We start from the raw sequence: 19,864 nt of genomic DNA, 5'->3' as shown, positions 1-19,864 counted from the left end.
ATCAACAGGCCGGACATATGGATGCAAGCGATCCGATCTACTCAAAAAGCTCTTGTGCCACGGGGGCCGTCCACATATGGGTCCCGGGTCGCGCTCCGCTTGCCCGGGACGACGGGGAAATAGCCAGATCAATCAGGTGTTGAAGCGGAAATGCATGACGTCGCCGTCGGCGACGACGTAATCCTTGCCTTCGAGCCGCAGCTTGCCGGCGTCGCGCGCCCCGGCTTCGCCGTTGCCGGCGATGTAGTCCGCATAGGCGATGGTCTCGGCGCGGATGAAGCCCTTCTCGAAATCGGTATGGATCACGCCAGCGGCCGCTGGCGCCTTGGTGCCGCGGTCGATGGTCCAGGCGCGCGCTTCCTTCGGCCCCACCGTGAAGTAGGTGATGAGGTCGAGCAGCTGGTAACCGGCGCGGATCAGCCGATCGAGCCCGGCCTCTTCGAGGCCCAGCGTCTCGAGGAAATCGGTGCGCTCCGCGCGCGACAGCGTCGCGATCTCGGATTCAATCTTGGCGGAGATCACGACCGCGACTGCACCCTCCTGCTTGGCGCGTTCGAACACCGCGTTGGAGAAATTGTTGCCGTCCCTGGCCGAGCCTTCCTCGACGTTGCAGACGTAGAGCACCGGCTTCGAGGTCAGCAGCCCGAGCATCCGGAACGCACGCTCCTCCTCCGGCTTGCGCTCCAGCCCGCGGGCCGGCTTGCCATCGCGCAGCAGCACCAGCGCGCGGTTGACGAGCTCGAGTTGCTCCTTGGCCTCCTTGTCGTTGCCCTTGGCCTTCTTTGACAGGTTGTCGACACGCTTCTCCAGACTGTCGAGGTCGGACAGCATCAGCTCGGTCTCGATGGTCTCGATGTCGGCGAGCGGCGCGATCTTGCCTTCGACATGGGTGATGTCGGAATCCTCGAAGCAGCGCACCACATGGGCGATGGCGTCGACCTCGCGGATGTTGGCGAGGAACTGGTTGCCGAGGCCTTCACCCTGGGACGCGCCACGGACCAGCCCCGCGATATCCACAAAGGTCAGCCGGGTCGGGATGATCTGCGCGGATTTCGCGACCGCTGCAAGCTTCTCCAGCCGCGGATCGGGCACCGCCACCTCGCCGACATTCGGCTCGATGGTGCAGAACGGATAGTTCGCCGCCTGGGCAGCCGCCGTCTCGGTCAGCGCATTGAACAGCGTCGACTTGCCGACGTTAGGCAGCCCGACGATCCCGCATTTGAATCCCATGTTCGTCCCGATCTCTCGCGCGCTCACGCTGCGCGGTTGAATTGAGTGAGGTCGTCATACGCGGGCTTGACCCGCGTATCCATCCCACTTGAGAGATGGATCGCCGGGTCAAGCCCGGCGATGACGAGCGTTTACTTGGCGCCCTCATCGTTGGTGTCGAAAAATCCCTTGGCCTGCATCGTCAGATGCACCTTGTTGGCGAACGACGCGTCGTGCCCCGTCACCAGCAGGCCGGCATTGTCGGCGACGGTGTCGCACATTGTCTCTACCCACTGCCGTTCTCTCTTTGAGAAATCCGACAGCACGTACCGATGCACAGCCTCTCGTAGGCTTGGGTGGCCAACTCCCAAAACTTCGCGAGGATGACCCACACCGAGGCGGACACGCCGATATTCGGGGTCAGTGTAGGCTGAGATCGACTTCAACCCGTTGTGGCCCGCGTCACTCCCGCCGACTTTTACGCGTATTCTTGCGGGGGGCAGCTCAATCTCGTCGTGAAATACCGTCAAGCCAATCGTATGCAGCTTGTAGAAGCTCGTCGCTTCCCTCACTGCACGACCTGACTCATTCATGTAGGTGAGGGGCTTAAGGAGCACTACTCGCTGATTGGCGAGACTTATCTCCGTAACAACACTCTGAAACGCCCGCCGCCAAGATGCAGCATGGTAGCGCCGCGCAAGTTCATCGATAACCATAAAGCCGATATTGTGCCGATTACGCGCGTGCTCTGGCCCAGGGTTGCCAAGACCAACAAAAATTGAACGGCGCATGGCGCGGCATCCCGCGTCGGCGCGCCATCAGACGATCGCGCGCCGACCTGATCGATTACTTCTTCTTGTCGCCACCGCCGGCGGGAGCCTTGGCACCCGCGGCCGGAGCGGCAGCACCCGCAGCCGGAGCAGCAGCGGCCGGAGCTGCAGCACCCGCGGCCGGAGCAGCGCCACCGGCAGCCGCCGCAGCCGCGGCCTTCTGCTCTTCGGCGTAGCCGGACGGCGGCACGATGGTAACCAGCGTCGCGTCCTCGCGGGCCAGCGACTTCACGCCCTTGGGCAGCGTAACCTCGGAGAGATGCAGCGAGTGGCTGATCTCGAGGCTGCCGACATCGACTTCGATGTATTGCGGAATGTTGTCGACCGAGCATTCGAGGTCGAGCGCGTGGGTGACGATGTTCACGGTGCCGCCGCGCTTGATGCCGGGGGCGGTTTCCGCGTTCACGACGTGCAGCGGCACGCTGACGCGAATGGTCGCGCCTTCGCCGAGCCGCATGAAGTCGACGTGGATCGGGAAGTCCTTCACCGGGTCGAGGTGGAAGTCGCGCGGAATCACGCGATGCTTCTTGCCCTCGAGATCGATGTTATAGATCGTGGTCAGGAACCGGCCCGCCAGGATGCGCTGGCGCAGTTCACGATCGTCGACCGAGATGGTGACAGGGGGCTGGTTGTCTCCGTAGATCACTCCGGGAACTCTCCCGGCGCGACGCTCTGCCCGGGCGGCCCCCTTGCCGCTCTTCGGACGCGCGGTCGCCTTCAATTCCTTGACGGTCGCCATAGCGTTAAGTCCTTGTATTTAAAAAGTTAAAGGCCGCAGCGCGGCCCATGCTCAGGTCCACAGCAAGCCTCCAGGGGTGCGGGGGCCGCGGACGTGGCGGGCTTTTAGCCCCAAAGGGCCGAAATGACAAGGAAATGAAGGGATTTTTCTTGCTCGCACCCAAACAACAGGGTCGCAGCCGGGGACCCTGACCATCCGCTGCCCCGGATTTCGCTTGCGCTCCATCCGGCTACGCCACGATCCGGCTACGCTACGCGAGCTCCCTTGTTAGCCCGTCGTCCCGGGTGCGATCCCGAGCTTGGCTTCCAGCGCTGCGATCCGGGCTTTCAGCGCCTCGTTCTCCTCGCGTGCCAGGCGGGCCATGTCCTTGACCGCGTCGAATTCCTCGCGCTTGACCACGTCGAGGTCGCGCAGGATCCGTTCGGCCTGGTTGCGCATGACCGTGTCGACCTCGCGCTTGACGCCCTGGGCGGCGCCCGCGGCATCGTTCATCAGACGGCCGATCTCATCGAAAAACCGGTTGCTGGTCTGGGTCATCTCGCAAAACTCTCCGCGTTCACTGGCTCGCGCAAAAGACAATGGCGATGCCCGCCATCCGGTTCAAGTCCGCCGCGAATGGCAGGCCTCCCGAGGCTTGCCTTGTCATGCTCCGGTTTCCTTGCAATCGTATGAACTCACAACAGAAATCGCACACATAACGCGAGCAGAAGCGCCATGATCGAGCAGACCGTCGAGATCCCGACCAAGGACGGCAAGACCACCACCTTCATCACCCATCCCGAGCGCGGCGGCCCTTTCCCTGTCGTCATCTTCTACATGGATGCGCCGGCGATTCGCGAAGAGCTGCGCGACATGGCGCGCCGGCTCGGCACCTCCGGCTACTATGTGATGCTGCCGAACATGTATTACCGCGCCGGCGTGATGGAGCTCGGCCCGATCAACCCCGATCCGGAATCGCCCGAGCGCAAGCGGATGTTCGCGCTGATGAACTCGCTCAACATCCCGCTTGTCATGGAGGACACCAGGGGCTTGCTCGCCTACGCCGAAACGCAGAAGGCCGCGAATACCAGGGTCATCGGCACCGTCGGCTACTGCATGAGCGGCCGTTACGCCGTCAACGCCGCGACGCATTTCGCCGATCGCGTCAAGGCCGCCGCCTCGGTTTACGGCACGCATCTGGCGACCGACCAGCCCGACAGCCCGCATCTTGCCGCGCAAAAGACCAAGGCCGAACTCTATTTCGCCTGCGCCGAGACCGATATCTACGCGCCGGCGGAGATCATCGAGCAGGTGAAAACCGGCATGAAGGGCTCGAACAACGAGGTCGAGATCTATCCCGGCACGCATCACGGCTTTGCGTTCCCCAAGCGCCCGGTCTATGACCGCGACGCCGCCGAACGCCACTGGGAGCGATTGCTCGCGCTCTATCGCCGCAACCTCGTGAGCTGAGTCCCAAGACACACGATGCCGTTCCTGCTGATCGACTTTCCGGTGTTCAACCCCGTCGCGGTCTCGCTCGGGCCGATCGTGATTCGCTGGTATGCGCTGGCCTATATCGTCGGCATCGTGCTGGGCTGGATCTACGCCCGCTCGCTGATCAAGAAGGAGCGGCTGTGGGGCGGCCCCGCGCCGATCACGCTGCCGCAGCTCGACGACTTCATCCTCTGGGTCACCATCGGCATCATTGTCGGCGGCCGCACCGGCTATGTGCTGTTCTACAATCTGCCCTTCTTCATCGCGCACCCGTCCGAGATACTCGAATTGTGGAAGGGCGGCATGTCGTTCCACGGCGGCTTTCTCGGCTGCGTCGCCGCGGTGATGCTGTTTGCCCGCCGCAACGGCATCCCGATCCTGTCGCTCGGCGACATCACTACCGCGGTCGCGCCGATCGGGCTGTTCCTCGGCCGGCTCGCCAATTTCATCAACAGCGAATTGTGGGGCCGTCACGCCGAGGCGAGCCTGCCCTGGGCAATGATCTTCCCCAATGGCGGGCCGCTGCCGCGGCATCCGAGCCAGCTCTACGAGGCCGGGCTCGAGGGCATTGTGCTGTTTACGGCGCTGGCGATCATGATCAGGATGGGCGCGCTCAAACGGCCAGGCCTGATCCTCGGCAGCTTCATCACGATCTACGGCATTGCCCGAATCATCGGCGAGCACTTCAGGGAGCCCGATCCGCAACTCGGATTCCTGTGGGGCGGATTGACCATGGGGATGCTGCTGTCGGTGCCAATGATTATCGTGGGCGCTATCATCATCACGGCCGCCGCCCGCCGCAGGGCGAACGGGCCGGCGCCAAGTTCAACTTAAGCAAGTTCAACGTAAAGCAAGTGCAATCCAAGGAAGGCCGTGAGCGAACCCTCCCCGCTGCTGGATGAGATCAGGAAGCTGATCAAGCTGTCCGGGCCGATGCCAGTCTGGCGCTACATGGAATTGTGCCTGATGCATCCGCAGCACGGCTACTACCTGTCGCGCGATCCGCTTGGCCGCGAGGGCGATTTCACCACGGCACCCGAGGTCAGCCAGATGTTCGGCGAGCTGCTCGGGCTGTGGAGCGCCTCGATCTGGCGCGCGATCGGCTCGCCGGAGACGCTCCGCCTGATCGAGCTCGGGCCCGGCCGCGGCACCATGATGGCCGATGCGCTGCGTGCGTTGCGCGTGCTGCCGCCACTCTACCAGTCGCTCAGCATCCACCTCGTCGAGGTCAACCCGGTGCTGCGCGAGAAGCAGCACGCCACGTTGACGGGCGTGCGCAACATCACCTGGCACGACAGCATCGACGACGTGCCCGAAGGACCGGCGGTGATCCTCGCCAACGAATATTTCGATGTGCTGCCGATCCACCAGATGGTCCGCCGCGAGACCGGCTGGCACGAGCGCACGGTCGGGATGGACGCCAATGGCAGCCTGTACTTCGCTCCCGCTCCCGAGCCTGTGCCGCATTTCGAGGTGCTGCTGCCGCCGCTGGTGCGCGCCGCCCCGCTCGGCGCAGTGTTCGAATGGCGGCCCGACAACGAGATCATGAAGCTCGCGACGCGGGTGCGCGACCAGGACGGCGCGGCGCTGATCATCGATTACGGCCATCTGCGCAGCGATGCCGGCGACACCTTCCAGGCGATCGCGCGCCACAGCTTCGCCGACCCGCTGAAGAACCCGGGACAGGCCGACGTCACTGCGCATGTCGATTTCCAGGCCCTGGCGCGGGCCGCCGAGGATGTCGGCGCCCGCGTCCACGGGCCGGCGACGCAGGGCGACTTCCTCAAGCGCCTCGGCGTCGAGGCGCGCGCCGCCGGGCTGATGGCGAAAGCAGGCCCCGAGGTCTCCGCCGACATCGCCGGCGCGCTGAAACGCCTGACCGATTCCGGACGCGGCGGGATGGGCTCGATGTTCAAGACGATCGCCATCTCCAACCCGCACCTCACCTCGATCGCCGGACTGAGCGATCCGCCTGACGAGACCGAACCATCATGACATTGGGATCACCGCTGCTGTCGGCCATTCCGGGCCTGCGCCATGCCTTCTTCTCGCGCGCCGGCGGCGTCTCGGAGGGCATCTATGCCGGGCTCAATGGCGGGCTCGGCTCGCACGACGATCCGGCCAGGGTCGCGGAGAACCGGCGGCGGATGGCAGAGCAACTCGGCGTGCCGCTCGACCACCTGATCAGCGTGCATCAGGTTCACTCGCCTGACGTCGTGATCGTGACCGGTCCATGGAATGGCGCGGCGCGCCCGAAGGCGGACGCGATCGTCACGCGCACCGAAGGGCTTGCGATCTCGGTCACGACGGCCGATTGCGGCCCGATCCTGTTCGTCGATCCCAATGCGCGGGTGATCGGCGCGGCGCATGCCGGCTGGAAGGGCGCGCTGACCGGCGTGCTGGAATCGACCATCGATGCGATGGAGAAACTCGGCGCCGAGCGCGTCGGCATCGTCGCGGCCATCGGACCGATGATCCGCAAGGAGTCCTACGAGGTCGGAAACGAATTCGTCGAGCGCTTCATCGAGGCCGACGCCGAGAACGGCGTGTTCTTCATTCCCGGCGAACGCGACGGGCACGCGATGTTCGATCTCGCCGGCTTCATCCGCATGCGGCTGGAAAATGCCGGCGTGCTGATGATCGACGATCTCGGCATCGACACCTATTCCGACGAGCGCTGCTTCAGCTATCGCCGCTCCGTGCACCGCAAGGAAGGCGATTACGGCCGGCTCGTTCACGCCATCGCGCTGGAAGACTGACGGGCGGCCTCGCCATTTTGTGCGCCAAGTGTCTTGGAATGGGCCTGGATCACCGAAGCCATGCGGCACCATCTCTCTGACCAAGCAAGGAAATCCGAAACCCCGTGGCAAGGCCACCGGATCGGTTAAGTGGTGTGGCCGTCCTGCCCTAGACGTTAAGCCGTTTTAACGATATCGCAGGACGCAATGAGGGAAGCGTCAAACCGCCAGTTTCAAACTGGGACAGCCGTGCGTGCCGTGATCGCAGTCACGTGGCTGGCGATCGCGTGCGCGCTTGGCGGATGCGCGGCCGGCGGCGGTGCTGCTGACTCCTACGCCATGGCCACACCGGCGAGCGGCGCGACGGTCGCGTTCGAGTCGATCGACGGCCCGCCGCCCCAGGTGTTCGACCGCATGGTGGGTGTGCTCGACAGCGAATCCAAGCTGCGCAGCCTGTCGATCGTGTCGCGCCAGGGCACCGCGGCCTACCGCGTGCGCAGCTACCTGTCCGCACAGGTTGTGCGCGGCCGCACCATGATCTCGTGGGTGTGGGACGTCTACGACAGCAATCAGCAACGTGCGCTCCGGCTATCCGGCGAAGAGCCCGCGGGCAAGGCCGGCCGCGACGCCTGGGCTGCCGCCGACGATCTGGTGCTGCGCAAGATTGCCCAGGCCGGCCTCAGCGGCCTGTCCGGCATGATCAATGGCGGCCCGTCCGATAGCCCGGCGCCCGCCCCGGCACCGGACCTCCGTGGGCCGACGGTCGCGAGCGCCTCGGCCCCCGCCGCGCCCGAGACGGTGGCACTCGGCTATTCCGCCAATTAAACCCCGTTATGTCCCGGTGAAGGGTGTTTTTGCCCAGGAAAACGGCGGCGAAAGCCGGCTAATGGGTTGCCAGCGCAGCCGCCTGCCTGATATTCCCTCGCGCACCGAAACCCGCCGGTTCTGTAAGGACTTGAGATGCTGAACGTCGTATCCAGCAAGGCGCGGGGGGAAGCATCGATGTCGGCAAAGAACGGATCAATCAAGCTCGTCGCCGGCAACTCGAATCCTGCGCTGGCGCAGGACATCGCCAAGGGACTTGGCATCGAATTGACCAAGGCCGTGGTCCGGCGCTTCGCCGACATGGAGATCTTCGTCGAGATCCAGGAGAACGTCCGCGGCTCGGACATGTTCATCCTGCAGTCGACGTCGTATCCGGCCAACGACAATTTGATGGAATTGCTGATCATCACCGACGCGCTGCGCCGTTCCTCGGCGCGCCGCATCACCGCGGTGGTGCCCTATTTCGGCTACGCCAGGCAGGACCGCAGGTCCGGCTCGCGTACGCCGATCTCGGCCAAGCTCGTCGCCAACCTGATCTCGCACGCCGGTGTCGACCGCGTCATGACGCTCGACCTGCACGCCGGCCAGATCCAGGGCTTCTTCGACATCCCGACCGACAACCTGTTCGCGGCGCCCCTGATGGTGCGCGATATCAGAGAGAAGTTCGACCTCGCCAAGGTAATGGTGGTGTCGCCCGACGTCGGCGGCGTGGCGCGTGCCCGCGGCCTCGCCAAGCGCATCAACACCCCGCTGGCGATCGTCGACAAGCGCCGCGAGCGCCCCGGTGAGTCCGAGGTGATGAACGTGATCGGCGACGTCGCCGGCTACAACTGCATCCTTGTCGACGACATCGTCGACTCCGGCGGCACGCTGGTGAACGCGGCCGAGGCGCTGATCGCGCACGGCGCCAAGGAAGTATCGGCTTACATCACCCACGGCGTGCTGTCCGGCGGCGCCGCCGCGCGGATTGCCTCGTCGCGGCTGAAGGAACTGGTCATCACCGACTCGATCCTGCCGACGGAGGCCGTCAACAAGGCGCCGAACATCCGCCAGATCTCGATCGCCGGCCTGATCGCCGAAGCGATCGGCCGCACCGCGGCGGAAGAGTCAGTCTCCAGCCTGTTCGATTAGGACCCAATACTCGCTGTCGTCCCTGCGAACGCAGGGACCCATAACCACAAGACTCCGTCGCGGAGTGCACCTGTGGCCACAGCTTTCGCGACAGCAAACATTCGTGGTGGTGGGTCCCGGCTCAAGGCCGGGACGACATGGAGTATGCGGTACCGGCCCCGCTAAAACCCCGGCCGCGGAACGTGGCTCATCAACGTCCGCGCATAGCCGCCATCGACGATGATCTCCTCACCGTTGACGTATGACGAGCGGTCGCTCGCCAGGAACAGGGTCGCGTCCGCCATGTCCTGCGGCGCGCCGATCCGGCGCATCGGCACCACGGCGGTGCGCCGCTCGGTGACACCCGGCGTATCGTAGAACGCCTGGCTCATCGGCGTCACGACGAGGCCCGGGCTGACCACATTGCTGCGGATGCCGTGCGGCCCCCATTCAGCGGCGAGCTGCTGCGAGAGCATCACGACGGCGGCCTTGCTGACGCTGTAGGCACCGCTCTGCCCCTGCGCATTGCTGGCGGCGATCGAGGCGACATGGATGAGGCTGCCGCGTCCGGCCTTGCGCATCTGGCGGCCGAACGCCTGCGCGCAAATGAAATAGCCGGTGAGATTGATCGCCAGCACCGCATTCCATTCGGCGAGCGGCAGCGTGTCGAGCCCGCCGGGGCGCAGCACCGCCGCCGTGTTGACGAGGATGTCGCACGGACCAAGCGAACGCGCGACGGCATCAGCGGCCGCGGCGACGTTGTCCTCGCGGGTCGTGTCGCAACTTGCAACGAGATGACCGTCGCCGAACTCGCGAAGCTTTGCCTTGGTTTCCGCAAGCCCGCGCTCGTCGCGATCGAGCGCGGCGACCCTGGCGCCGGCGCGCGCGAAACTAACGGCGGTGGCGCGGCCGATGCCGCCGCCTCCGCCGGTGATGACGGCAACGCGGCCCGACAGGCCGAGCCAGTCGGAGGAATGTTGTTCGGTCATGGGCGCCTCCCGCGCATCTGGTTTATGCCGGCAAGCATAACCGAACACGCAGCAGACAGGAGCGATCCCGGCATGCATGCCGGAATCGCTTTTGCGTCAGACCTTGGAGGTTTGACGCGCTAACCGGGAATCCCCGCCGCCACCTGGCCACGCAGACGTTCCAGGCTATGCAGCGTGTTCGCGCAAGCTTCCGCGACCTCGATCCCCTTGATGACGAAGTGCTTGCGGAAGAAGTCGTAATGCACCTCGGTCTCGTGGAATTGCTGCGGCGTCAGCACCGCCGAGAACACCGGCACCTCCGTGCGCAGCTGCACATCCATCAGCGCCTTGATGACGGTGTCGGCGACGAATTCATGGCGGTAGATGCCGCCATCGACGACGAGCCCGGCGGCGACGATCGCGGTGTAACGGCGGGTCTTCGCCAGCAGCTGCGCGTGCAGCGGGATCTCGAACGAGCCCGGCACCTCGAACACGTCGACATTGGTGATGCGGCGCGCCTCGATCTCCTTCAGGAAGGAGACGCGGCACTCCTCCACCACGTCACGGTGCCAGGACGACTGCACGAAGGCGACGCGCTGCGGCTTCGCAAAGTGCGGATGCTCCGGCGTCGGCGGAATTGCCGGCGTATCGGGAGCGCTTTCTGCTTTGGAGGTTTGGACTTGAGAAGCTTGAACGTCTTGGTCTTGCAACATCTGATTCATGGCTTTCCTCTTTCAGGACCAGAATCAGGGCACACGGACAACGACACGAGCCCGCGCGAAAATCGCGTTGGCCGCCGCAACCGTTCTCTTTCATCCGGACTGTAACCGTCGGCTTCGGAATCGCACCGAATCTGCTGACCCTTCCTCCGGCTTCGCGGAAGGAAGGCGCTCGCGGGCTTGGGCTCATCACCCTTACCGCCGGTGGGGATTTTCACCCCGCCCTGAGAACATCGGCACGCCCGGGATGGACGTGCCTGAAACGAAATATGACCAAACCGCGACAACTCGGCAAGGACTTTGGCATGGGGAAACGGCATGTCCCCATGAGCGCGCTGCGGCTCTTGCAGAGCGATGTGAGCGCCCGGACGCTGATTCACGCGTGCGGCGAAGCGCCCGCAAATGGTTAACAAACCGTTACGCGGCCGCAGAGATTCCGATTTGTTCTCAAAATCACAAGTGTGGCGGAGATCAGCTGTGGACGATGCGCGCTTTGGCTGTGGACGGACTCGGCGTGCGGTTGCGCGGATTCCGCAAATCACATCACTTCATCGGCGTCAGGTCCAGGGGCATCCGGAAGCCCGGTCTAGGAGCTGCACTCGGCCACGACGCAGTATGTCGCAAGTGCCGGCTTCCGTGTGCGTATCAAGCGATCATAAGAACAAGGTCCGAGACGGTATGTCCCTCCTCGAAAGCATTATCGATTCCCGGAACAACCCGCTTGCGGTGGTCGAGGATATCGCCACCGACAACAACTGGGCGTTCGAGCGCTCCGGCGAAGACGAGGTGACGATCGTCTCCAAGGGAGACTGGATCGATTATCAGCTCTCCTTCACCTGGATGGGCGAGATCGAGGCGCTGCATCTTGCGTGCGCCTTCGATATGAAGATGCCGCAGGCGCGTCGCGCCGAGGTGCAGCGGCTGGTCGCCGCGATCAACGAACAATTGTGGGTCGGCCATTTCGATCTGTGGACCCACACCGGCATGGTGATGCATCGTCAGGCGCTGGTGCTGCCCGGCGGCCTCACCGCTTCCACCGCACAATGCGAGAGCATGGTGGTCAATGCGATCCACGCCTGCGAGCGCTACTACCCGGCGTTCCAGTTCGTGGTGTGGGCCGGCAAGTCGACCGCCGAAGCAATGGCCGCGGCGATGTTCGATACCGAGGGCGAGGCGTAACGGTTTCGCCCGGCCTTTCCACACCTTCAGCGTCGTCCCCGCGGAAGCAGGGACCCATACTCCGCGGCGTCAGTGGTCGCGCATACTGCTTGTCGCCCGCCCTTCGCTTCACTAGAACCGCTTATGGTTATGGGTCCCTGCTCCCGTGCGCAATTGCGCACCAGGCAGGGTCGACACGGAGTTTGTGGAGCCACCTGTGAACACAAGCAGCACATTGACGAACACGACCGGCACCATCGCGCTTGCGGGCGCGGGCAAGATGGGCGGCGCAATGCTGACCGGCTGGCTCGCGCAGGGCCTTGCGCCCAAGCAGGTCGTGGTGATCGATCCGCATCTTTCGCCGGAAATCTCTGCACTCGGCGCAAGGGGCGTGCGGCTCAATCCGCAAGCGAAGGATCTCGGCACGGTCGACACGCTGGTCGTCGCGGTGAAGCCGCAATCGTTCCGCGACGCCGGCGCAGCGCTGAAGGCTTTCGTCGGCCCCTCGACACTCGTGGTCTCGATCATGGCCGGTATGACGATGTCGGCGCTGGAAGCGGTTGTCGGCGGCGCGGTGGTGCGCGCGATGCCGAACACACCGGCGGCGATCGGCCGCGGCATCACGGTCGCCGTGCCGTCAAAGCGCGTCACCGCCGCGCAGCGCGCGATGACGGATGCGCTGCTGAAAGCGACCGGGCTCGTCGAATGGGTCGACGATGAAAGCCTGATGGACGCGGTGACCGCGGTCTCCGGCTCCGGTCCGGCCTATGTCTTCCTGCTCGCCGAGGAGCTCGCCCGCGCCGGCGTTGCGGCCGGCTTGCCGGAGCAGCTCGCGACCACGCTGGCCCGCGCGACCGTCGCCGGCTCCGGCGAGTTGCTGCATCGCTCGGAGCTGCCTTCGGCAACCCTGCGGCAGAACGTCACCTCGCCCGGCGGCACCACGGCTGCGGCGCTCGAGGTGCTGATGGCGAGCGACGGCATGCAGCCGCTGATGACCCGTGCCATCGCCGCGGCGACGTGGCGCTCGAAGGAATTGGCGAAGTAGCGCATTCTCCGTCATTGCCGGGCTTGACCCGGCAATCCATCTCGCGTGGAGAACGCTTCTTGCTTGATGGATGCGCGGATCAGGCGCGCGCATGACGACCTCGTTGGGCGGACAGCGCAACCACATCTACTGCGCTTGGCCCGACATCCCGGCAAGGCGCTTGTTGAAGCTCTCGACATTGATCAAGCCACGGGCATGGCGACCTTCGCCGAGCTTGCGCGTGCCCTCAAACGCCTCGACCTCGAAGCGGATCACACGGCGCTCGACCACGATCACCTTGGCAGTGGTCCGCACCGTGGCCCCGACAATGGCAGCCGCGAGATGGCGGATATCGACCTCGGTACCAACCGTGACCCAGCCGGGCTGCAGCGCCTCGCGGATGGCATCGCCCGACGCCATCTCCATTTCGAGGATCATCATTGGCGTCGCATAGACCATCGGCATGCCCGGCACGAAATGCCCGACCGTGCGCTCCGGCGGCACCACGAGCATGCGCTCGGCGCTCATGCCTATCTTGACGAAGTCGCGTGCGTCCATCGGTGCCTCAAGGCAGGTGTCATCCCGGGCAAGCGAAGCGCGACCCGGGACCCAACCACGAATATCAATTGGTCGAAGGCTGAGACCGCAGCCTTTGCCAATCACCGGCATCGGTGGTTATGGGTCCCTGCTTTCGCAGGGACGACGAAGTTGAATCACTTCTTCGCGGCGGCGGCGCGTTCGACGAAGGTCTTGCCACCCTTCATCTTGTGATGCAGCGGCGCTTCGTTGATCTGGATCACGACGGCATCGGCGTCGACGCCGAGGTTCTTCACCAGCGCCTGGGTGATGTCGCGCATCATGCCGGCCTTCTGCTCGTCGGTGCGGCCGGCGGCCATGCTGACAGTGATCTCGGGCATCGGAATAACTCCCTTGTTGTTGTTAACGCGCGAAACCGGTCGTCTGCCGGTTTGGCTGGCGCGCCATCTTTTTGAAGATGGATGCGCGGGTCAAGCCCGCGCATGACAAACCAGCTATCCCCAGTTCACGTCGTGCCGCGCGAGCACCTCGCGAACCTTGGCGACCAGATCGGCCTCGGTGCACGAGAACTGCGCCGGACGTGTTTCGCGCCATTCCTGGTTGGAGGCGATCGCGGCCGCGGCCTTGGCGCCCTCGATCAGATCCTTGATCTGCACCTCGCCGCGCGCCTTCTCGTCCGAGCCCTGGATGATCGCGCAGGGCGAGTTGCGGCGGTCGGCATATTTGAGCTGGTTGCCCATGTTCTTCGGGTTGCCGAGATAGAGTTCGGCGCGGATGCCGGCCTGGCGCAGCTGCGCGACCATCTTCTGGTAGTCGGCGACGCGGTCGCGATCGAACACGGTGACGACGACGGGACCGAATTCGGCCTGCTTATCGAGCTGGCCGAGCATCGTCAGCGCAGCCTGCAGGCGCGACACGCCGATCGAGAAGCCGGTCGCGGGCACCGGCTCACCGCGGAACCGTGAGACGAGACCATCATAGCGGCCGCCACCGCCGACCGAGCCGAACCGCACGGGGCGGCCCTTCTCGTCCTTGGTGTCGAGCAGCAGCTCAACCTCGTAGACGGGGCCGGTGTAATATTCGAGGCCTCGGACAACGGTGGGATCGATGCGGATGCGATCCGCGCCATAGCCGGACGCCGCGACCAGTTTGGCGATCTCTTCAAGTTCGCTCACGCCGGCCTGACCAACTTCACTCTTCGCCAGATAGGCTTCTGCCGCAGCAATGGCATCCTTCCAATCGTCGCGCTTCTGCGTAACAGCCAGGACGATATCGGCATCAGCGGGGCTCAGATCGGCGCCCTTGGTAAAGTCGCCCTTACCCTCTTCGCCGCCATCCCATCGCCCCGGACCAAGCAGCTTGCGGACCTCGTCGGCGGGAAATTTGTCGAGCTTGTCGATCGCGCGCAACACGGTGAGCCTGCGACCTGCATTCTCATCGCCGCCGAGACCGATCGCCTCGAGCACACCGTCGAGCACCTTGCGGTTGTTCACCTTCACGACGTAGGAGCCGCGCGGAATCCCGAGCGCTTCCATCGTGTCGGCCGCCATCATGCAAATCTCGGCGTCGGCCGCCGGCGTAGCCGAGCCGACCGTGTCGGCGTCGAACTGCATGAACTGACGGAAGCGGCCGGGGCCGGGCTTCTCGTTGCGGAAGACAAAACCGAAACGATACGACCGATAGGGCTTCGGCAACGCGTCGAAGTTTTCCGCAACATAGCGCGCGAGCGGCGCGGTCAGGTCGTAGCGTAGCGAGATCCACTGCTCGTCATCGTCCTGGAACGAGAACACGCCCTCGTTGGGACGGTCCTGGTCGGGCAGGAACTTGCCGAGCGCGTCGGTATATTCCATCGCCGGCGTCTCCACCGGCTCGAAGCCGTAGAGCTCGTAGACGGCGCGGATCTTCTCGACCATCCGGCGCGTGGCGTTGATCGCGGCCGGGCCGCGATCTTCCAGCCCGCGCGGCAGACGCGCCTTGAGTTTCTGGGTTTTTTTGGGTTTCTCGGCCATTGGCGTTCTTTGTCGGGCCTGCAAGTCGAAACTGACTTACACATATGAGGCCGAGTTAGCAGCGGACGCACGCTACAGCAAGCGCCGGCCTTACTTAACCTCGCCCCGCCCTTCTGCGGGGAGAGGTCGAAATTCGCGCGAGCGAATTTCGGGTGAGGGGCATGGCACGATGCCTATTGCGAATGCGGTGCCTGCGGAAAGGACGCCCCTCACCCCACCCTCTCCCCGCAAGTGCGGGGCGAGGGAGCGAGAGAACGTGCTCGCCTTACGCATGTCGCATGCTACGCGACGTTTCTGATCCAGTTGTGCGGGTCGTTGGTGCGGCCGTACTGGATGTCGACCAGCTTCTTGCGCAGGCCCATCGCGACCGGGCCGGCCGCGCCGCCGCTGATCTGGAAATCGCCGCTCGCCGAGCACACCTTGCCGATCGGCGAGATGACGGCGGCGGTGCCGCAGGCGAACGCCTCCTTCAGCTTGCCGCTGGCGGCATCGGCGCGCCACTGCTGGATCGTATAGGGCTCCTCGCGCACGGGCGTGCCGGCATCCTTGGCAAGTGCGATGATCGAGTCGCGGGTGATGCCGGGCAGGATCGTGCCGAGCGGCGGCGTCGAGAGCGAGCCATCGTCGAACGCGAAGAAGACGTTCATGCCGCCGAGCTCCTCGATGTAGCGGCGCTCGACCGCGTCGAGGAACACGACCTGGTCGCAGCCGCGATCGATCGCCTCGGCCTGCGCGCGCAGGCTCGCGGCATAGTTGCCGCCGCACTTCACGGCGCCGGTGCCGCCGATCGCGGCGCGCGTGTAATTCTCCGACACCCAGATCGACACCGGCGCAGGGCCGCCCTTGAAATAGGAGCCGACCGGCGACGCGATAACGGAGAAGATGTATTCCGCCGACGGCTTCACGCCGAGGAAGACCTCGCTCGCGATCATGAAGGGTCGCAGATAGAGACTGCCCTCGCCGCCCGGGATCCAGGCGCGATCGATCCGCACCAGCTGCTCGACCGCATCGATGAACACGTCCTCGGGCAGCGGCGCCATCGCCATGCGCTCGGCCGAATCGCGGAAGCGGCGGGCATTGGCATCCGGGCGGAACAGGTTCACGCCGCCATCGTCACGCTTGTAGGCCTTGAGACCTTCGAAAATCTCCTGGGCGTAGTGCAGCACAGCGCCGGCCGGATCGAGCGGAAAATTAGCGCGCGCCTCGACGCGGGCACTGTGCCAGCCCTTGCCCTGGCTGTATCGGACGATCGCCATGTGATCGGTAAAGACGCGGCCGAAGCCCGGGTCCACGAGCTTTGCCGCGCGCTCCTTGTCGGACGTCGCATTCGGCGAAGGCTGGATGTCGAATTTCAAAGTCATTTTTCTTGCTTTCCGCTGTCGGAACCGGCGCGATATCGGTGCCGGCCTGTTTCCCCCGGAGCCTTCCGGCTCGGCTGGTCCGGACTTCACCACTGCCGGCCGCGCGGCCGGTCTCCGTCGCCAACATGCCGTTTAGACATGCTTTTGCGGAATGCTGAAGTCCAGTATGTTTGCCGAAATGCCGCTCGACAATCGCACGGTAGTCCAATTTGCGGCCCAAACCGCCTCACAGGCTCTTTCAGGCCGCCTCAAACGCTGTCGAGGACAAAACGACCTAATGTTTCGTCGTGACGGGCAGTTTTGTAACATTGAACCCAAGATACGTCAATATGACTGACATAAATTTCTCAGGCATGGCTGCCAAGCCCGATTCGCAGGGAGATGACCATGCTCCCGCGGCGGGAGCGCGCGATCTGCGCTGGGACATCATCGAGCTGCTGTTCTTCGCCTACCGCGACTTTGTCGGCGACGCCGACCAGGAGCTGGAGGCGTTCGGCTTCGGCCGCGCCCACCACCGCGTCATCCACTTCGTCACCCGCTATCCCGGCCTGAAGGTCGCCGACCTGCTCGACGTCCTGCGCATCACCAAGCAATCGCTCGGGCGCGTGCTCAAGCAGCTGCTCGACGAGGGCTACATCGTGCAAAAAACCGGCAACAATGACCGGCGGCAGCGCCTGCTCTACGCCACGCCGAAGGGCGAGGCCCTGGTCGCCAAGCTCGCAGGGCTGCAGACCGACCGCATCAACCGCGCGATCGCCGGCATCGATCCGGCCGGTGTCGAGACGGTTCGCCAATTCCTCCGCGCGATGATCGACCGCGACGATCCCGACAAGGTGCTCGAAGCGATCTTCGGCGGCGGCAGAAAGACAAGGGAGTGACCCCGGTGCAGGCTGCAACCATGATGCGCGCGCCGGTCGAGCCGGCCGACGACGCGCCGCATCTCCTGCTGGTCGACGACGACCGGCGCATTCGCGACCTATTGTCGCGGTTTCTTTCCGGCGAAGGCTATCGCGTCACGACGGCAATGAGCGCCACCGACGCGCGCGCCAAGCTGCTCGGCCTGCATTTCGACCTGCTCATCCTCGACGTGATGATGCCCGGCGAGAACGGCTTCGACCTCGCCCGCTTCATCCGCAGCTCCTCGACGGTGCCGATCATCATGCTGACCGCCCGCCATGAGGCGGAAGCCCGCATCGAGGGCCTGCAGATCGGCGCCGACGATTACGTCGCAAAGCCGTTCGAGCCGCGCGAGCTCGTGCTCCGCATCGGCAATATACTCAAGCGCACCGCGCCGCCGCAGGTCGTAACCGTCGAGCAGATCGCGTTCGGCCCCTACATTTTCCACATCGAGCGTAGCGAACTGCGCCAGGGCGATGAGATCATTCATCTCACCGACCGCGAGCGCGAGATGCTGCGCATCCTCGCCAGCGCGCCCGGCGAGACCGTGCCGCGCGCCGAGTTGACCAGCGGCGGCACCGTTAACGAGCGCGCGGTCGACGTACAGATCAACCGCCTGCGCCGCAAGATCGAGCACGATCCCGCCAATCCGCTGTTCCTGCAGGCGGTGCGCGGCATCGGGTATCGCCTGGTGGCCTCGCCCTGAAGCGCGATGAGGTCGGGATGAACCCTCATCGCGCTTCAGATCCTTATTTGAGCATGATCTTATCGGAAAGCCGCCGCGCACTTTTCCGGATCATGCTGTAGAGCATCCGCATGAGCACGCTCGACTCCGGCCTGACCCTGATCCGCAACGCCTCGCAACGCGTCTCGAAGGCGAACGGCTGGATGGGCAATGCGTTCAAGAGCTGGATGCCGACCGGCCTCTATGCGCGCGCGCTGCTGATCATGATCGTGCCGATGGTGATCTTGCAGACTGTGGTGGCGTTCGTGTTCATGGAGCGGCACTGGAACACGGTGACACGGCGCCTGTCGGCCGCGGTGGTGTCTGATATCGCCGCGCTGATCGACGTCTACAAGAATTATCCGCAGGACAAGGACCGCGCGCAGCTTCGCCACATCGCCCAGAAGCTGCAGCTGGTGGTCGATTTCCTCCCCGCCGGCGACATGCCGCCGCCGGGGCCGAAGCCGTTCTTCTCGCTGCTCGACCAGACACTCTCGGTGCAGCTCGGCCGACAGATCAGCCGCCCGTTCTGGATCGACACCGTCGGCAAGTCCAACCTGGTCGAGATCCGCGTGCAGCTCGACGATTCGGTGATGCGGATCTTTGCCCAGCGCAGCGCGGCCTACGCCTCCAATTCGGAGATCTTCATCTTCTGGATGCTCGGCACCTCAACGATCCTTTTGATCGTGGCGGTGCTGTTCCTGCGCAACCAGATCAAACCGATCTTGCGACTGGCCGACGCCGCCGAAAGTTTCGGCAAGGGCCGCGAAGCGCCGAACTTCCGGCCGCGTGGTGCGCGCGAGGTGCGGCGCGCGGCGCAGGCCTTCATCGAGATGAAGGCGCGCGTCGAGCGCTCGATCGAACAGCGTACCGCGATGCTCGCCGGCGTGTCGCACGATTTGCGCACCATTCTGACCCGCTTCAAGCTTGAACTCGCCCTGATCGGCGAGGGTCCCGAGATCGACGCGATGCGCAAGGACATCGACGAGATGTCGATGATGCTGGAAGACTATCTCGCCTTCGCGCGCGGCGATTCCGGCGAGGTCGCGCAGCCGACCGACATGGCGATGGCGCTGGAGGAATTGCGCAGTGACGCCGAGCGCCACGGCCACACCGCGACGGTCGCATTCCGCGGCCTGCCCGTTGTCACGGTGAAGCCGGCCTCGTTCAAGCGCTGCCTCGCCAACCTCGTGTCCAACGCGGCGCGCTACGCCAACACGATCTCGATCACCGGTCACCGCGACCACCGCTATCTCAACATCACGGTCGACGACGACGGGCCGGGCATCCCTGCCAACATGCGCGAGGAAGTGTTCAAGCCCTTCCTGCGGCTCGATGATGCCCGCAACCAGGACGAAGGCGGCAGCGGCCTCGGGCTTGCGATCGCCCGCGACATCGCGCGCTCGCATGGCGGCGACATCATGCTCAGCGAAAGCCCGATGGGCGGCCTGCGGGCTGCCGTACGCGTCCCGGTGTAGCGAAGGCGGCCGGCCTTTCGGCTGCGATCAATGCCCCTGACCCCGACCCGCAAGACTTGGAGATC

General features: G+C 64.7%; 21 protein-coding genes and 1 riboswitch. Of the genes, 11 read left to right on the top strand and 10 right to left on the bottom strand.

Annotated features, from left to right (window positions below; all coding sequences use genetic code 11):
* Window positions 1-132: 132 nt before the first annotated feature.
* From ychF to ABIB78_RS14245, 4 genes are all read right to left on the bottom strand, one after another.
* Entirely contained in the window at window positions 133-1,230 is a 1,098-nt protein-coding gene (gene ychF / locus ABIB78_RS14260; protein WP_429025319.1) for a redox-regulated ATPase YchF, read from the bottom strand.
* Window positions 1,231-1,361: 131 nt separating this feature from the next.
* Window positions 1,362-2,000: an aminoacyl-tRNA hydrolase gene (gene pth / locus ABIB78_RS14255; RefSeq protein ID WP_429025316.1), complete on the bottom strand. Its 639-nt coding sequence runs from the start codon at window positions 1,998-2,000 to the stop codon at window positions 1,362-1,364.
* A gap of 55 nt (window positions 2,001-2,055) precedes the next feature.
* A complete protein-coding gene (locus ABIB78_RS14250) occupies window positions 2,056-2,778 on the bottom strand; it encodes a 50S ribosomal protein L25/general stress protein Ctc (RefSeq protein WP_429025313.1) in 723 nt (240 codons plus the stop codon).
* A gap of 267 nt (window positions 2,779-3,045) precedes the next feature.
* Window positions 3,046-3,315, bottom strand: a complete 270-nt coding sequence (locus tag ABIB78_RS14245; RefSeq protein ID WP_429025310.1) for an accessory factor UbiK family protein — start codon at window positions 3,313-3,315, stop codon at window positions 3,046-3,048.
* Window positions 3,316-3,492: 177 nt separating this feature from the next.
* Between ABIB78_RS14245 and ABIB78_RS14240 the strand changes: the two genes are divergently transcribed.
* From ABIB78_RS14240 to ABIB78_RS14215, 6 genes are all read left to right on the top strand, one after another.
* Complete coding sequence (locus ABIB78_RS14240; RefSeq protein ID WP_429025307.1) at window positions 3,493-4,227, top strand: dienelactone hydrolase family protein; 735 nt, start codon at window positions 3,493-3,495, stop codon at window positions 4,225-4,227.
* Between the two features lie 15 nt (window positions 4,228-4,242).
* Complete coding sequence (lgt, locus tag ABIB78_RS14235; protein WP_429025304.1) at window positions 4,243-5,085, top strand: prolipoprotein diacylglyceryl transferase; 843 nt, start codon at window positions 4,243-4,245, stop codon at window positions 5,083-5,085.
* A gap of 99 nt (window positions 5,086-5,184) precedes the next feature.
* Window positions 5,185-6,246: a class I SAM-dependent methyltransferase gene (locus tag ABIB78_RS14230; RefSeq protein WP_429025365.1), complete on the top strand. Its 1,062-nt coding sequence runs from the start codon at window positions 5,185-5,187 to the stop codon at window positions 6,244-6,246.
* On the top strand, window positions 6,243-7,010 hold the full coding sequence (gene pgeF / locus ABIB78_RS14225; RefSeq protein WP_429025301.1) for a peptidoglycan editing factor PgeF: 768 nt from the start codon (window positions 6,243-6,245) through the stop codon (window positions 7,008-7,010). Before ABIB78_RS14230 ends, pgeF begins: the two co-directional genes overlap by 4 nt.
* Window positions 7,011-7,196: 186 nt before the next feature.
* Complete coding sequence (locus tag ABIB78_RS14220) at window positions 7,197-7,814, top strand: hypothetical protein (protein ID WP_429025298.1); 618 nt, start codon at window positions 7,197-7,199, stop codon at window positions 7,812-7,814.
* A 177-nt stretch (window positions 7,815-7,991) separates the two neighbouring features.
* Window positions 7,992-8,945, top strand: coding sequence for a ribose-phosphate pyrophosphokinase (locus tag ABIB78_RS14215; protein WP_429025295.1), 954 nt, complete (start codon window positions 7,992-7,994; stop codon window positions 8,943-8,945).
* A gap of 161 nt (window positions 8,946-9,106) precedes the next feature.
* Here the strand turns inward: ABIB78_RS14215 and ABIB78_RS14210 are convergent, their stop codons facing one another.
* Window positions 9,107-9,913 (bottom strand): SDR family NAD(P)-dependent oxidoreductase, encoded by an 807-nt coding sequence (locus ABIB78_RS14210; protein WP_429025292.1) that lies wholly within the window; start codon window positions 9,911-9,913, stop codon window positions 9,107-9,109.
* Between the two features lie 119 nt (window positions 9,914-10,032).
* Window positions 10,033-10,614 carry a 6,7-dimethyl-8-ribityllumazine synthase gene (locus ABIB78_RS14205; RefSeq protein ID WP_429025289.1) on the bottom strand — a complete coding sequence of 194 codons (582 nt, stop codon included), beginning with the start codon at window positions 10,612-10,614 and terminating at the stop codon, window positions 10,033-10,035.
* A gap of 78 nt (window positions 10,615-10,692) precedes the next feature.
* A riboswitch (FMN riboswitch) is annotated at window positions 10,693-10,847 on the bottom strand.
* Window positions 10,848-11,289: 442 nt separating this feature from the next.
* On the opposite strand from ABIB78_RS14205, the gene ABIB78_RS14200 reads away from it, so the two are divergent.
* Together ABIB78_RS14200 and proC are read left to right on the top strand one after the other, a co-directional pair.
* The gene (locus ABIB78_RS14200; protein WP_029081955.1) at window positions 11,290-11,790 is read left to right on the top strand and encodes a YbjN domain-containing protein; all 501 of its coding nucleotides are present in this window, start codon (window positions 11,290-11,292) and stop codon (window positions 11,788-11,790) included.
* 196 nt (window positions 11,791-11,986) lie between these two features.
* Window positions 11,987-12,814 carry a pyrroline-5-carboxylate reductase gene (gene proC, locus ABIB78_RS14195; protein ID WP_429025286.1) on the top strand — a complete coding sequence of 276 codons (828 nt, stop codon included), beginning with the start codon at window positions 11,987-11,989 and terminating at the stop codon, window positions 12,812-12,814.
* 126 nt (window positions 12,815-12,940) lie between these two features.
* On the opposite strand, the gene ABIB78_RS14190 is transcribed toward proC, so the two are convergent.
* From ABIB78_RS14190 to ABIB78_RS14175, 4 genes are all read right to left on the bottom strand, one after another.
* A complete protein-coding gene (locus ABIB78_RS14190; protein ID WP_429025284.1) occupies window positions 12,941-13,351 on the bottom strand; it encodes a thioesterase family protein in 411 nt (136 codons plus the stop codon).
* 155 nt (window positions 13,352-13,506) lie between these two features.
* Window positions 13,507-13,710, bottom strand: coding sequence for a tautomerase family protein (locus ABIB78_RS14185; protein WP_044538952.1), 204 nt, complete (start codon window positions 13,708-13,710; stop codon window positions 13,507-13,509).
* A gap of 114 nt (window positions 13,711-13,824) precedes the next feature.
* Entirely contained in the window at window positions 13,825-15,339 is a 1,515-nt protein-coding gene (hisS, locus tag ABIB78_RS14180) for a histidine--tRNA ligase (RefSeq protein ID WP_429025282.1), read from the bottom strand.
* Between the two features lie 281 nt (window positions 15,340-15,620).
* Window positions 15,621-16,700: a branched-chain amino acid aminotransferase gene (locus ABIB78_RS14175; protein ID WP_429025280.1), complete on the bottom strand. Its 1,080-nt coding sequence runs from the start codon at window positions 16,698-16,700 to the stop codon at window positions 15,621-15,623.
* Between the two features lie 329 nt (window positions 16,701-17,029).
* Here ABIB78_RS14175 and ABIB78_RS14170 point away from each other — a divergent pair, with 329 nt between their 5' ends.
* From ABIB78_RS14170 to ABIB78_RS14160, 3 genes are all read left to right on the top strand, one after another.
* On the top strand, window positions 17,030-17,578 hold the full coding sequence (locus ABIB78_RS14170) for a MarR family winged helix-turn-helix transcriptional regulator (RefSeq protein WP_375709962.1): 549 nt from the start codon (window positions 17,030-17,032) through the stop codon (window positions 17,576-17,578).
* A 20-nt stretch (window positions 17,579-17,598) separates the two neighbouring features.
* The gene (locus ABIB78_RS14165; RefSeq protein ID WP_429025362.1) at window positions 17,599-18,303 is read left to right on the top strand and encodes a response regulator; all 705 of its coding nucleotides are present in this window, start codon (window positions 17,599-17,601) and stop codon (window positions 18,301-18,303) included.
* A gap of 110 nt (window positions 18,304-18,413) precedes the next feature.
* Complete coding sequence (locus ABIB78_RS14160; protein ID WP_429025278.1) at window positions 18,414-19,799, top strand: ATP-binding protein; 1,386 nt, start codon at window positions 18,414-18,416, stop codon at window positions 19,797-19,799.
* Window positions 19,800-19,864: the final 65 nt, after the last annotated feature.

The sequence above is a fragment of the Bradyrhizobium sp. I1.14.4 genome, from assembly GCF_050435825.1.
GTDB lineage: Bacteria > Pseudomonadota > Alphaproteobacteria > Rhizobiales > Xanthobacteraceae > Bradyrhizobium.
Note: the sequence above shows the minus strand (reverse complement) of the source record. Positions and strands in the feature narration are given on the sequence as shown.